The sequence below is a fragment of the Pseudomonas sp. Tn43 genome (genome assembly GCF_014192635.1).
GTDB lineage: Bacteria > Pseudomonadota > Gammaproteobacteria > Pseudomonadales > Pseudomonadaceae > Aquipseudomonas.
Genome location: NZ_JACHYG010000013.1, coordinates 50,430 through 63,642, shown reverse-complemented (window position 1 = coordinate 63,642; position 13,213 = coordinate 50,430). Strand labels below are relative to the sequence as shown.

13 protein-coding genes are annotated in these 13,213 nt (G+C 57.8%); all 13 read left to right on the top strand.

Annotated features, from left to right (window positions below; all coding sequences use genetic code 11):
• Positions 1-11 precede the first annotated feature (11 nt).
• The 13 genes from hisC to FHW68_RS23890 all read left to right on the top strand — a co-directional run bounded on the left by hisC (position 12) and on the right by FHW68_RS23890 (position 13,178).
• Positions 12-1,124, top strand: coding sequence for a histidinol-phosphate transaminase (hisC, locus tag FHW68_RS23950; RefSeq protein WP_183683427.1), 1,113 nt, complete (start codon positions 12-14; stop codon positions 1,122-1,124).
• A gap of 28 nt (positions 1,125-1,152) precedes the next feature.
• Complete coding sequence (locus FHW68_RS23945) at positions 1,153-3,360, top strand: bifunctional prephenate dehydrogenase/3-phosphoshikimate 1-carboxyvinyltransferase (RefSeq protein ID WP_260296807.1); 2,208 nt, start codon at positions 1,153-1,155, stop codon at positions 3,358-3,360.
• On the top strand, positions 3,357-4,046 hold the full coding sequence (gene cmk / locus FHW68_RS23940) for a (d)CMP kinase (RefSeq protein WP_095634974.1): 690 nt from the start codon (positions 3,357-3,359) through the stop codon (positions 4,044-4,046). The genes FHW68_RS23945 and cmk overlap by 4 nt, the downstream gene beginning before the upstream one ends.
• A gap of 119 nt (positions 4,047-4,165) precedes the next feature.
• Entirely contained in the window at positions 4,166-5,857 is a 1,692-nt protein-coding gene (rpsA, locus tag FHW68_RS23935) for a 30S ribosomal protein S1 (RefSeq protein ID WP_092327163.1), read from the top strand.
• 311 nt (positions 5,858-6,168) lie between these two features.
• Positions 6,169-6,447 (top strand): hypothetical protein, encoded by a 279-nt coding sequence (locus tag FHW68_RS23930; RefSeq protein WP_095634975.1) that lies wholly within the window; start codon positions 6,169-6,171, stop codon positions 6,445-6,447.
• A 150-nt stretch (positions 6,448-6,597) separates the two neighbouring features.
• Positions 6,598-6,894 (top strand): integration host factor subunit beta, encoded by a 297-nt coding sequence (gene ihfB, locus FHW68_RS23925; protein ID WP_007899751.1) that lies wholly within the window; start codon positions 6,598-6,600, stop codon positions 6,892-6,894.
• A 27-nt stretch (positions 6,895-6,921) separates the two neighbouring features.
• On the top strand, positions 6,922-7,161 hold the full coding sequence (locus FHW68_RS23920; RefSeq protein WP_183683423.1) for a LapA family protein: 240 nt from the start codon (positions 6,922-6,924) through the stop codon (positions 7,159-7,161).
• 230 nt (positions 7,162-7,391) lie between these two features.
• The gene (rfbB, locus tag FHW68_RS23915; RefSeq protein ID WP_095634977.1) at positions 7,392-8,468 is read left to right on the top strand and encodes a dTDP-glucose 4,6-dehydratase; all 1,077 of its coding nucleotides are present in this window, start codon (positions 7,392-7,394) and stop codon (positions 8,466-8,468) included.
• A complete protein-coding gene (gene rfbD / locus FHW68_RS23910; RefSeq protein ID WP_183683421.1) occupies positions 8,465-9,358 on the top strand; it encodes a dTDP-4-dehydrorhamnose reductase in 894 nt (297 codons plus the stop codon). Before rfbB ends, rfbD begins: the two co-directional genes overlap by 4 nt.
• On the top strand, positions 9,355-10,245 hold the full coding sequence (gene rfbA / locus FHW68_RS23905; RefSeq protein ID WP_183683419.1) for a glucose-1-phosphate thymidylyltransferase RfbA: 891 nt from the start codon (positions 9,355-9,357) through the stop codon (positions 10,243-10,245). The genes rfbD and rfbA overlap by 4 nt, the downstream gene beginning before the upstream one ends.
• Before the next feature lie 43 nt (positions 10,246-10,288).
• Entirely contained in the window at positions 10,289-11,212 is a 924-nt protein-coding gene (locus FHW68_RS23900; protein ID WP_183683417.1) for a glycosyltransferase, read from the top strand.
• Positions 11,209-12,168, top strand: coding sequence for an SDR family oxidoreductase (locus FHW68_RS23895; protein ID WP_183683416.1), 960 nt, complete (start codon positions 11,209-11,211; stop codon positions 12,166-12,168). Before FHW68_RS23900 ends, FHW68_RS23895 begins: the two co-directional genes overlap by 4 nt.
• On the top strand, positions 12,165-13,178 hold the full coding sequence (locus FHW68_RS23890; protein WP_183683414.1) for a glycosyltransferase family 4 protein: 1,014 nt from the start codon (positions 12,165-12,167) through the stop codon (positions 13,176-13,178). The genes FHW68_RS23895 and FHW68_RS23890 overlap by 4 nt, the downstream gene beginning before the upstream one ends.
• Positions 13,179-13,213 lie beyond the last annotated feature (35 nt).

The window sequence follows — 13,213 nt, the reverse complement described above, 5'->3', positions numbered from 1 at the left end:
GGCGGTAGCAAATGAGTGGCAACTTCCTCGCTCTGGCACAGCCGGGCGTGCAACAACTTTCGCCTTACGTTCCGGGCAAACCCGTGGACGAACTGGCCCGTGAGCTGAACCTCGATCCGGCCAATATCGTCAAACTGGCGAGCAACGAAAACCCGTTGGGCGCCAGTCCCAAGGCATTGGCAGCGATTCGCCAAGCGCTGGCCGAGCTGACTCGCTATCCGGACGGCAACGGTTTTGCGCTCAAGACCCTGCTGGCCGATCAGTGCCGCGTCGAGCTCAACCAGGTAACGCTGGGCAACGGCTCCAACGACATTCTGGAGCTGGTGGCGCGCGCCTATCTGGCGCCAGGCCTGAACGCGGTGTTCAGCGCCCATGCGTTTGCGGTCTATCCGATCGTCACCCAGGCCGTCGGCGCCCAGGCAAAAGTGGTCCCGGCCAAAGACTGGGGCCATGATCTGTCGGCCATGCTCGCCGCGATCGATGCCGATACCCGCGTGGTGTTCATCGCCAACCCGAACAACCCGACCGGGACCTGGTTCGACGCCCAGGCGCTGGATGACTTCCTGCAGGACGTGCCGGCCCATGTGCTGGTGGTGCTGGACGAAGCCTACATCGAATACGCCGAAGGCAGCGATTTGCCGGACGGCCTGGATTATCTGGCGGCCTACCCGAACCTGCTGGTCTCGCGCACCTTCTCCAAGGCTTATGGTCTGGCGTCGCTGCGGGTCGGTTACGGCTTGTCCTCGGCCATCGTCGCCGATGTGCTCAATCGCGTGCGTCAGCCGTTCAACGTCAACAGCCTCGCACTGGCCGCCGCTTGTGCCGCGCTGCAAGACGTCGACTACCTGGCTGAAAGCCGTCGCCTGAACGAGGCCGGCATGCAGCAGCTGCAAGCGGGTTTGCGCGAGCTGGGGTTGAGCTGGATTCCCTCCAAAGGCAACTTCATCTGTGTCGATCTGGGTCGCGTTGCGGCGCCAGTGTTCGAGGGGTTGCTGCGCGAAGGCGTGATCGTGCGTCCGGTGGCCAATTACGGCATGCCGAATCACTTGCGCATCACCATCGGTCTGCCAGCGGAAAACAGCCGCTTCCTCGAAGCGCTGACCAAGGTTCTGGCTCGTGGTTGATGTCACTGCACTGCAACCTGCTCAACCTATGATCGGTCGCCTGGTGGTGGTCGGTCTGGGCTTGATCGGCGGTTCGTTTGCCAAAGGCCTGCGTGAAAGCGGCCTGTGTCGTGAAGTGGTCGGGGTCGATCTCGACCCGCAGTCGCGCAAGCTGGCAGTCGAATTGGGCGTGGTGGATCGCTGCGAAGATGACCTGGCGGCAGCCTGCCAGGGCGCTGACGTGATTCAACTGGCAGTGCCGATCCTGGCCATGGAAAAACTGCTCGCGCTGTTGGCGGGCATGAAACTGGGGCAGGCGATCCTGACCGATGTCGGCAGCGCCAAGGGCAATGTGGTGCGCGCGGCGACCGAGGCGTTTGGCGGCATGCCGACGCGCTTCGTGCCGGGGCATCCGATCGCCGGTTCCGAGCAGAGCGGGGTGGAAGCCTCCAATGCCGAACTGTTTCGTCGTCATAAAGTGATTCTGACGCCGCTGGATCAGACCGATCCGGCCGCGCTGGCAGTGGTTGACCGGTTGTGGCGCGAATTGGGTGCCGACGTCGAGCACATGCAGGTCGAGCGTCATGACGAAGTGCTGGCGGCGACCAGCCATCTGCCGCACTTGCTGGCGTTCGGTTTGGTCGATTCGTTGGCCAAACGCAATGAAAATCTTGAGATCTTCCGTTACGCTGCGGGCGGTTTCCGCGATTTCACAAGAATCGCCGGAAGCGACCCGGTCATGTGGCACGACATCTTCCTCGCCAACCGCGAAGCTGTCCTGCGCACACTCGATACATTTCGCAGCGACCTCGACGCCTTGCGCGACGCGGTCGATGCAGGGGATGGGCACCAATTGTTGGGCGTGTTCACGCGCGCCCGGGTTGCCCGCGAGCATTTCAGTAAAATCCTGGCCCGCCGGGCCTATGTGGACGCTATGAATTCCAACGATCTGATTTTCCTGGCACAACCTGGTGGCCGCCTGACTGGGCGGATTCGTGTACCGGGCGACAAATCGATTTCCCACCGTTCGATCATGCTCGGTTCCCTGGCTGACGGCGTCACCGAAGTGGAAGGTTTCCTCGAGGGCGAAGACGCTCTGGCGACCTTGCAAGCCTTCCGCGACATGGGTGTTGTCATCGAAGGTCCGCACCACGGTCGTGTGACCATCCATGGCGTCGGCCTGCACGGTCTCAAACCTGCGCCAGGCCCGATCTACCTGGGCAACTCCGGCACTTCGATGCGTCTGCTGTCTGGCCTGTTGGCTGCGCAGAGCTTCGATAGCACGCTGACTGGCGATGCCTCGTTGTCCAAGCGTCCGATGAATCGCGTGGCCAATCCGCTGCGCGAAATGGGCGCCGTGATCGAGACTGCTGCTGAAGGTCGTCCACCGATGACCATCCGTGGCGGCAACAAGCTCAAGGGCCTGACTTACACCATGCCGATGGCCAGCGCCCAGGTTAAATCCTGCCTGTTGCTGGCGGGTCTGTATGCCGAAGGCAAGACCACCGTCACCGAACCGGCACCGACTCGCGACCACACCGAGCGCATGCTGCGCGGCTTCGGCTACCCGGTCACCGTCAATGGCGCGACCGCCTCGGTCGAGTCCGGCCACACGCTGACCGCGACCCACATTGAAGTGCCGGGCGACATCTCGTCGTCGGCGTTCTTCCTTGTAGCCGCGTCGATTGCCGAAGGTTCGGAGCTGGTGCTGGAGCACGTCGGCATCAACCCGACCCGTACCGGCGTGATCGACATCCTGCGCCTGATGGGTGCGGACATCACCCTGGAAAACCTGCGTGAAGTGGGCGGCGAGCCGGTAGCGGATCTGCGCGTACGCGCAGCTAAACTCAAAGGTATCGAGATCCCTGAGGCGCTGGTTCCATTGGCCATCGACGAATTCCCGGTGCTGTTCGTGGCTGCGGCCTGTGCCGAAGGACGCACTGTGCTGCGTGGCGCCGAAGAGCTGCGCGTGAAAGAATCGGACCGGATCCAGGTCATGGCGGATGGTTTGCTGGCACTGGGCGTCAAATGCGAACCGACCCCGGACGGTATCATCATCGACGGCGGCCAGATCGGCGGCGGCGAAGTGCATGGTCACGGCGATCACCGGATTGCCATGGCCTTCAGCGTCGCTTCGCTGCGTGCCACTGCACCGATCCGCATCCATGACTGCGCCAACGTCGCGACCTCGTTCCCGAACTTCCTCGCGCTGTGCGCGCAGGTCGGTATCCGTGTTGCACAAGAGGCTCAGTCGTGAAAATCAACGCACCGGTCATCACCATTGATGGGCCAAGCGGCTCTGGCAAAGGCACTGTCGCCGGGATGCTGGCCAAGCGCCTGGGCTGGAACTTGCTGGATTCCGGTGCGCTGTACCGATTGCTGGCGTTCGCGGCGTATAACCATGGCGTCGATCTGACGAACGAAGAGTTGCTCAAAAAACTTGCCGCTCATCTGGATGTGCAATTCATCGCGGCGACCGACGGTCAGCTGCAACGCATCATTCTGGAAGGTGACGAAGTCAGCGATATCATTCGTACCGAGAGTATCGGCGCGGGCGCTTCCCAGGTCGCTGCGCTGCCCGCCGTTCGCGAGGCGCTGCTGCAGCGCCAGCGGGCATTTCAGGAACCGCCGGGTCTGGTGGCCGATGGTCGCGACATGGGCACGGTGGTATTTCCCGACGCACCGTTGAAGATTTTCCTGACCGCCAGTGCCGAGGAGCGTGCGCGCCGTCGATACTTGCAGTTGAAGGGCAAAGTCGATGGTGTTAGTCTGTCGAGTCTGCTAGATGAGATACGTGCGCGCGATGAGCGCGACACCCAGCGCGCAGTAGCCCCGCTCAAACCGGCGGCCGACGCGATACAGCTGGATTCCACGGAGTTGTCCATCGATCAGGTGCTGGAACGCATCGAGAGCGAGATCGCCATTCGCGATATCGCCGGGTGACCAAGAAAGCCGCAGGGGACCAGTCATAGTCCTGCGGTGTTTCTTTCATATGAAACTAACCCACACCGTCTGGGGTGTGGAGACGGGCGTATTCTTCGCCCTTATCTACAGGAATTAAAATGAGCGAAAGCTTTGCGGAACTCTTTGAAGAAAGCCTAAAAACCCTGAACCTTCAGGCAGGCTCCATCATCACCGGTGTTATCGTTGATATCGATTACCAGGCTCGCTGGGTAACCGTTCACGCTGGCCTGAAGTCTGAAGCACTCATCCCGCTTGAGCAGTTCTACAACGATGCTGGCGAGCTGAACATCAACGTCGGTGACGAAGTTCACGTTGCTCTGGACTCGGTTGAAGACGGCTTTGGTGAAACCAAGCTGTCCCGTGAAAAAGCCAAGCGCGCTGAATGCTGGATTGTTCTGGAAGCAGCCTTCGCAGCCGAAGAAGTGGTCAAGGGCGTTATCAACGGTAAGGTTAAAGGCGGCTTCACTGTCGACGTTAACGGCATCCGTGCGTTCCTGCCAGGTTCTCTGGTTGACGTCCGTCCAGTGCGCGACACCACGCACCTGGAAGGCAAAGAGCTGGAATTCAAGGTCATCAAACTCGACCAGAAGCGCAACAACGTTGTCGTTTCCCGTCGCAGCGTCCTCGAAGCCGAGAACTCCGCCGAGCGTGAAGCTCTGCTGGAATCCCTGCAGGAAGGCCAGCAAGTCAAAGGTATCGTCAAGAACCTCACCGATTACGGCGCATTCGTCGATCTGGGTGGCGTCGATGGCCTGCTGCACATTACCGACATGGCCTGGAAGCGTATCAAGCATCCTTCCGAAATCGTCAACGTTGGCGACGAGATCGATGTCAAGGTTCTGAAGTACGATCGCGAGCGCAATCGTGTTTCCCTGGGCCTCAAGCAACTGGGCGAAGATCCATGGGTTGCTATCAAAGCCCGTTACCCAGAAGGCACTCGCGTTACCGCTCGTGTAACCAACCTGACCGACTACGGCTGCTTCGCTGAGCTGGAAGAAGGCGTTGAAGGCCTGGTACACGTTTCCGAAATGGACTGGACCAACAAGAACATCCACCCTTCGAAAGTCGTACAAGTCGGCGACGAAGTGGAAGTCATGGTTCTGGACATCGACGAAGAGCGTCGTCGTATCTCCCTCGGCATCAAGCAGTGCAAATCTAACCCATGGGAAGATTTCTCTGGCCAGTTCAACAAGGGCGATAAAATCTCCGGCACCATCAAGTCGATCACCGATTTCGGTATCTTCATTGGTCTGGATGGCGGCATCGACGGTCTGGTTCACCTGTCCGACATCTCCTGGAACGAAGTGGGCGAAGAAGCCGTTCGCCGCTTCAAGAAGGGCGACGAGCTGGACACCGTTATCCTGTCGGTTGACCCAGAGCGCGAGCGCATCTCCCTGGGTATCAAGCAACTGGAAAGCGATCCGTTCTCCGAGTACGTTCAAGAGAACGACAAAGGCGCCATCGTTAAAGGCATCGTGAAAGAAGTTGACGCTAAAGGCGCCATCATCACTCTGGCCGACGATATCGAAGCGACTCTGAAAGCCTCCGAAATCAGCCGTGACCGCGTTGAAGACGCGCGTAACGTTCTGAAAGAAGGCCAGGAAGTAGAAGCCAAGATCATCAGCGTTGACCGCAAGAGCCGTGTAATCCAGCTCTCCATCAAGTCGAAAGACGATGCTGAAGAGAAAGAAGCCATCCAGAGCTTGAAAGACAAGCCTTCGGATAGCATCGCTGCTGGTCCTACCACTCTGGGCGACCTGTTGCGTGCACAAATGGAAAAGCAGAACTAAGTTCTGACAGACCATAAAAAAGGGCGACTTCGGTCGCCCTTTTTTGTGTCTGCGATTTGGTGAATCCCAGGGGGGCTGACACCACTGCTTTTCGTAGGAGCCAGGCTTGCCGGCGAAGGCGTCCGCAAGAGCGTTTTCGCCGGCAAGCCTGGCTCCTACGAAAAGCAGTCGGCCCACTACCTTATTTCTTTTGTGAAACCAATTATCTACATAAATTGTCTGTAGCTTCATACAGGTCAATCATCTATTCGAGGCTAGGCTTAGTCTGAAGTGAACGACCGCTGGGCATTGTGCCCGGCATAAGGAAGCGAATGAACAAGCTCATTGTCGTGATAGCAGTGTTGGTATTGGCGGGCTGTACCACGAGCGCCAAGACTCGCGCGGTACGCGGAGTCAGTGGCATAGAGATCGATTGTTCAGGGTTGGGTTCCGGATGGGAAAAGTGTCACAAGCGAGCTGCAAAAGAATGCAAGGGCGCTGGGTATAAAGTTATCGTCAGGTCCGATGATGCCAAGGAAGAGGATCTATTCCCTTTCGGCTTCAATCCCGCGGGTTATCTGACGCGCACCATGCTGGTTATCTGTAGATGAATGGCGGGTTAGAGCAATGTTTCGATGTTCTGGAATCGGCCGCTTCATTACGAGGAAAGATATGTCAAAACTCAGGCTGTTCAAATTTCTCCGGGCATGCTAAAACCTTTGAAGCGCTTTTCCTAGCTGCTTGAAAAAGAAGGGAAAAATATGACGAAGTCGGAGTTGATCGAACGAATTGTCACCCATCAAGGGCTGCTCTCATCCAAGGATGTGGAGCTGGCCATCAAGACCATGCTTGAGCAAATGTCCCAATGTCTGGCCACCGGTGATCGAATCGAGATCCGTGGGTTTGGCAGCTTCTCCTTGCACTATCGCGCACCGCGCGTAGGCCGCAATCCGAAAACCGGTCAGTCCGTCAGCCTCGACGGCAAGTTCGTTCCGCATTTCAAGCCAGGCAAAGAACTGCGCGATCGCGTGAACGAGGAAGAGGAGGAGGGGCTTTGACAGCTGCTGCACTTCAAGGAATCGCTGATGCGTAATCTCAAGCGTGTACTTCTCGCTACCTTTGTCCTGTTGCTCGTTCTCGCCATCCTGGCGTTCGTACTTGAGAACCAGCAAAGCGTGTCACTGCTGTTCCTGGGCTGGGCAGGCCCGCAGTTGCCAGTATCGCTGGTCATGGTGATTGCGCTGCTGATTGGCATGGCGATCGGGCCGATTCTCGGCTGGTTTCTGGGGCGTACGTCCAGAGCTTCACGCAAGCGCCTTGTCTGATCGCGACAAACCCGTTACACGCGTCGAATTTGCGTCATAGCTTGTCCATATCCATTAGTAAAACCTTCATTAAGCTGTAAAATGCTGCGCTTGGCTGATAGGGGTAATTTTCCCACATCGGTTCAGACTGACTCTGTCAGAAGCCACGGCTGACTTGATGGCTTTTGCATTCATGGATTAGACAGTGCGCGGTTGACGGCCCTGTCAGCAACTTAAGGGTAAGGTTTCGCGTGAAAATTCTAGTTACCGGCGGCGCAGGGTTCATTGGCTCGGCAGTCATTCGTCATATCATCTCCAACACTGCCGACTCTGTCGTTAACGTCGATAAACTGACTTATGCCGGTAACCTTGAGTCGTTGGCCGAAGTCAGCCAGAACTCGCGTTACGTGTTCGAACGCGTCGACATCTGCGACCGTAATGAAGTGGACCGTGTCCTGCGTGAACACCAACCAGATGCCGTCATGCACCTGGCCGCAGAGTCTCACGTTGACCGTTCGATCTCCGGTCCGTCTGAGTTCATCCAGACCAACATCATCGGCACCTACACCTTGCTGGAAGCTGCTCGCCACTATTGGGCGGCACTGGATGAGGCGCGTAAAGCCAACTTCCGCTTCCACCATATTTCCACCGACGAAGTCTACGGAGACCTCGAAGGTCCGGAAGACCTCTTCACTGAAACCACCCCGTATCAGCCAAGTTCGCCATATTCGGCCAGCAAGGCCAGCTCCGATCACCTGGTTCGCGCCTGGGCTCGTACCTATGGCCTGCCGACGCTGGTGACCAACTGCTCGAACAACTACGGCCCTTGCCATTTCCCGGAGAAATTGATCCCGCTGATCATTCTCAACGCACTGGAAGGCAAGCCGCTGCCGGTGTATGGCAAAGGCAACCAGGTCCGTGACTGGCTCTACGTCGAAGACCACGCCCGCGCACTGTACAAAGTCGTGACCGAAGGCGTGATCGGCGAGACCTACAACATCGGCGGCCATAACGAAAAGCAAAACATCGAAGTGGTGCATACCCTGTGCGCACTGCTCGACGAACTGCGTCCAGATTCCGCGCATCGTCCCCATGCCAGCCTGATCACCTACGTTCAGGATCGCCCAGGCCACGATCAGCGCTATGCCATCGACGCCAGCAAAATCCAGCGCGAGCTGGGCTGGACGCCGGAAGAAACCTTTGAAACCGGCATCCGCAAAACCGTCGAGTGGTACCTCAACAACACTGAATGGGTCGCTCACGTGAAAAGCGGCAGCTACCAGCAATGGATCGACCAGAACTACACGGATCGTTCGGACAAAGCATGAAAATCCTCCTGTTGGGAAAAAATGGCCAGGTAGGCTGGGAGCTTCAACGCTCCCTTGCGCCGCTTGGCGAGTTGATCGCCCTTGATCGTCACCCGGTCGATGGTTTGAGTGGTGACCTGTCTGATCTTGAGGCATTGCGTGCAACGATCCGTCAGGTCAAGCCGGATGTCATCGTCAACGCTGCGGCCTACACCGCCGTCGATAAAGCCGAATCAGAGACCGAACTGGCCGACCGTGTGAACGGTCAAGCCAGCCAGGTCATGGCTGAAGAAGCTGCATCCCTGGGCGCCTGGCTGATTCACTATTCGACCGACTACGTGTTCAGCGGTGAAGGCCTGACGCCGTGGCAAGAGACCGATGCCGTCGCTCCGGTGAATCACTACGGCGCCAGCAAACTGGCCGGCGAGCAAGCGATCATTGCCTCGGGCTGCAAGCACCTGATCTTCCGCACCAGCTGGGTCTACGGCGCTCGCGGCAATAACTTTGCCAAGACCATGCTGCGTCTGGCCAAGGACCGCGACACCCTGAGCGTCATCGCCGACCAGATCGGTGCCCCGACCGGCGCAGATTTGATCGCCGACGTAACGGCGCTGGCCATTCAGCAGGTCCAGCTACGCCCTGAACTGGCGGGCCTGTATCATCTGGCGGCCAGTGGTGAAGTGTCCTGGCACGGCTATGCCAGCCATGTGATCGGTTTTGCCAAGGCCAACGGGGAAGAACTTGCCGTCACGACGATCAATCCGATCGACACAACTGCCTACCCAACACCGGCGCGCCGCCCTCTGAACTCACGGTTGAACACTCAGAAGCTGCGCGACAATTTTTCTCTGCACTTGCCGGATTGGCAAAGTGGCGTCACCCGAATGCTGATGGAAGTCCTGAATAAATGACCACGACAAATCGTAAAGGCATCATCCTGGCTGGCGGCTCGGGCACGCGTCTGCACCCGTTGACCCTCGGCGTGTCCAAGCAGATGCTGCCGATCTACGACAAGCCGATGATCTTCTATCCGTTGTCGGTACTGATGCTCGCGGGTATGCGCGAAATCCTGATTATCTCCACCCCTGAAGACCTGCCATCGTTCCAGAAATTGCTGGGTGACGGCAGCCTGTACGGCATCAAGCTGACCTACGCCGAGCAACCTAGCCCGGACGGTCTGGCACAAGCCTTCATCATCGGCGAAGAGTTCATCGGCAAAGCCCCGTGCTGCCTGATCCTGGGCGACAACATCTTCTACGGTCAGCACTTCTCCGAGAACCTGCGTTCCGCCAGCACTCAAGAGCATGGTGCGACTGTATTTGGTTACCACGTGTCGGACCCGGAGCGTTTTGGCGTCGTCGAGTTCGACGCTGCCGGCCGTGCCTTGAGCATCGAAGAAAAGCCGCTGAAGCCAAAATCCGCCTACGCGGTGACTGGCTTGTACTTCTACGATAACCAGGTCGTCGAAATCGCCAAGAGCATCAAGCCTTCTGCCCGTGGCGAGCTGGAAATTACTGATATTAACCGTGCCTACCTCGAGCAGAAGACCCTCAACGTCGAAATGCTCGGCCGCGGCTTCGCCTGGCTGGACACCGGTACCCATGATTCGCTGCTGGAAGCCAGTCACTTCGTGCACACCATCGAGCAGCGCCAAGGCCTGAAAGTGGCATGCCTGGAAGAGATTGCTTACCACAATGGCTGGATTAGTGCCGAGCAGTTGAGTACTCAGGCTGATGCTCTGAAGAAGACTGGTTATGGTCAGTACCTGCAGAAACTGCTGGATTCCCCTTCTCGCTAAGACGAGAGCTTGATCTTCCTCTCCCCATGCAAGCAGGAATGGCATGCCAGTAAAATCTCCCAAGGTTGCAGTTTTACTGGCCGCCTACAACGGTATGCATTGGATTGAAGAGCAACTGACCTCGATCCTTGGTCAGTCTGCCGTGGACGTTACCGTCCACATCAGCATCGACCCTTCCACTGACGGGACCGAAGACTGGTGTGCAGCCTTTGCTGCCAGGCATCCAAGCATCATTGTCCTGCCACCGGGCGGCCGCTTCGGTGGTGCCGCGCGCAATTTTTTCAGACTGATCCGTGATGTTGATATCGAGTCCTACGATTTCGTTGCGTTTGCCGACCAGGATGATCTTTGGCATGGCGATAAACTAAAAAGGGCTATCGAGTCTCTGCAATCACGCAAGGTTGATGCTTATTCCAGTAACGTTACCGCTTTCTGGGAGGATGGTAGAACTCGACTGCTGAACAAGGCGCAACCGCAAACCTGCTGGGATTTTCTTTTTGAGGCGGCTGGTCCTGGCTGTACCTATGTTCTGAAGGCTCCCATGGTGAAGGCCATGAAGCAGTCGATGCTGGTTCACTGGGATGCGCTGCAAAGCGTCAGTCTGCACGACTGGTACTGCTACGCTTTTGCCCGCAGCCATGGTTATCGTTGGTATATCGATCCGGTGCCGTCCATGGATTATCGCCAGCATGAGCGTAACCAGGTGGGAGCGAATACTGGCCTGGGTTCGATGATCGCACGTTATACAACCATTCATGATGGCTGGTGGTTCAATCAAGTCCGCTTGATCGCGCGACTGGTCGGGCAGGATGCCGATCCCTTTGTCGGCTCTTGGTTGCAACTGCGACGGTGGCAATTGATCCGGCTGTCGTTGTCCGCCTGGCGTTGCCGGCGGCGGATCAGGGATCGTGTTTTGTTTTTTCTGATTTGTTGGGCTACCGCGCTAATGGGGAAATCCGCTCGATGACCGCGCCGAAGGTATTGGTAACAGGGGCAAGTGGATTCGTTGGCGAGGCTGTCGTGTTTCGGTTGCTGCTTGGTCGGCGATTCATGCCCGTGGCGGCAGTACGAGGTTCGACATGTCTGCAGGGATTGTGCCCGGTGGTGCGTTTTCAGTTGGGAGCGGCCACTGCTGCGCAAATGACAGGTGTGCAAGTGATTGTGCATGCGGCGGCGCGGGTGCATGTCATGCACGAAACGGAACAGGATGCACTGACCGAGTTTCGCAGGGTTAACGTGGACGGTACGTTGCAGTTGGCTCGAATGGCCGCTCAGGCCGGGGTCAAGCGCTTTGTTTACATCAGTTCGATCAAAGTTAATGGTGAGCGCACTGCTGCGGGGCGGCCATTTACTGCGGATGACGTGGCGGCTCCACTGGATCCTTACGGGGTGTCCAAGCACGAGGCGGAACTGGCGTTGATGCTGCTTGGGCGCGAGACCGGGATGGAGATCGTGATAATCCGTCCGCCGCTGGTGTACGGCCCAGGGGTCAAGGCTAACTTTCTCAGCCTGATTAAATGGCTCGACAAAGGCCTGATCCTGCCTCTGGGCGGGATTCGGAACCAGCGCAGTATGGTGTCGATCGGCAACCTGGTCGATCTGATCGAGACTTGTCTCGATCATCCGGGGGCTGCCTGGCAAATCTTTTTGGTCAGTGACGGTGACGACCTGTCGACTCCACGGTTGCTGCGTCATCTGGCGTCGGCGCTAGGAAAAAAAGCCTGGTTGCTGCCCGTGCCGTCCGTGTTGTTGACGCTGGGAGCCGCTGCCATCGGCAAGCGCGCTGTGGCACGGCGGGTGTGTGAGTCGTTGCGGGTCGATATCAGCAAAAACCGCGAGTTGCTCGGTTGGGTTCCGCCGATTGATGTGGATACTGCCATGCGGCGCACCGCAGGCCATTTTCTGGATACGCATACGAAATGATTTTTGGCGGGTTGCTTGTCACAGTTTTCGCACTCTCCTGGGGTTTGACCGGAGGACTGCGACGCTACGCATTATCCAAAAGCTTGATAGACATTCCTAACGAGCGCAGTTCTCACTCCGTACCCACGCCCCGGGGTGGTGGAGTGGCGATCGTTTTCGGCTTCCTGGTTGCGCTGCCCGTGCTCGGTGCTTTCGGCCTTTTAGGCATCGATACATTGTATGCATTGCTTGGAAGCGGGTTGTTGGTCGCTATTATCGGGTTTGCCGACGATCATGGCCATATCGCTGCAAAATGGCGCCTTCTCGGGCATTTCGTTGCGGCGGTTTGGGCGTTGTACTGGCTTGACGGGCTGGCACCTGTCACGTTCTTCGGTGCCATGATCGACCTTGGTTGGCTGGGCAATGTGTTTGCGGTGATTTACCTGGTCTGGATGCTCAACCTGTACAACTTCATGGATGGCATCGATGGCCTGGCGAGTGCCGAGGCAATGTGTGTTTGTCTGGGTAGTGGTCTTGTTTACCTGATCACTGGGCAGCTTGAGCCGCTTTGGGTGGCGCTGGTTCTGGCTGGGGCCGTGGCGGGTTTCCTGTGCTGGAATTATCCGCCCGCGCGGATTTTCATGGGCGATGCCGGAAGCGGCTTTTTGGGTATTGCTTTGGGGATCTTGTCGCTCTCCGCCGGGGCCGTGTCATCCGCGTTTTTGTGGAGTTGGGTGATCCTGCTGGGAGCGTTTGTGGTCGACGCCACGTGGACTCTTTGCCAGCGCCTGTTGAATGGCGACAAGGTTTATCAGGCGCATCGCAGTCACGCCTACCAGTACGCTTCTCGTCAGTATCGCAGTCACAAGGCTGTGACGCTGGGTGTTGTCGGACTCAACGTGTTTTGGTTGCTGCCCTGGGCTATTGCGGTAGCGTCGGGATTTGTTCCTGGCGTTATCGGCCTAATCATTGCCTACGCTCCTTTGCTCTGGTTGGCCGCGAGGTTCAAGGCCGGTACCCGGGAGAGTTGACCCCCCGCGTGAGATCGTGAGTGGCGTCCTGTGGA

Excerpts from the sequence above, each read along its gene's own strand:
- hisC (WP_183683427.1), top strand. The coding sequence starts at position 12 with ATGAGTGGCAACTTCCTCGCTCTGGCACAGCCGGGCGTGCAACAACTT.
- FHW68_RS23945 (WP_260296807.1), top strand. The coding sequence starts at position 1,153 with ATGATCGGTCGCCTGGTGGTGGTCGGTCTGGGCTTGATCGGCGGTTCG.
- rpsA (WP_092327163.1), top strand. The coding sequence starts at position 4,166 with ATGAGCGAAAGCTTTGCGGAACTCTTTGAAGAAAGCCTAAAAACCCTG.
- FHW68_RS23930 (WP_095634975.1), top strand. The coding sequence starts at position 6,169 with ATGAACAAGCTCATTGTCGTGATAGCAGTGTTGGTATTGGCGGGCTGT.
- ihfB (WP_007899751.1), top strand. The coding sequence starts at position 6,598 with ATGACGAAGTCGGAGTTGATCGAACGAATTGTCACCCATCAAGGGCTG.
- FHW68_RS23920 (WP_183683423.1), top strand. The coding sequence starts at position 6,922 with ATGCGTAATCTCAAGCGTGTACTTCTCGCTACCTTTGTCCTGTTGCTC.
- rfbD (WP_183683421.1), top strand. The coding sequence starts at position 8,465 with ATGAAAATCCTCCTGTTGGGAAAAAATGGCCAGGTAGGCTGGGAGCTT.
- rfbA (WP_183683419.1), top strand. The coding sequence starts at position 9,355 with ATGACCACGACAAATCGTAAAGGCATCATCCTGGCTGGCGGCTCGGGC.
- FHW68_RS23900 (WP_183683417.1), top strand. The coding sequence starts at position 10,289 with ATGCCAGTAAAATCTCCCAAGGTTGCAGTTTTACTGGCCGCCTACAAC.
- FHW68_RS23895 (WP_183683416.1), top strand. The coding sequence starts at position 11,209 with ATGACCGCGCCGAAGGTATTGGTAACAGGGGCAAGTGGATTCGTTGGC.
- FHW68_RS23890 (WP_183683414.1), top strand. The coding sequence starts at position 12,165 with ATGATTTTTGGCGGGTTGCTTGTCACAGTTTTCGCACTCTCCTGGGGT.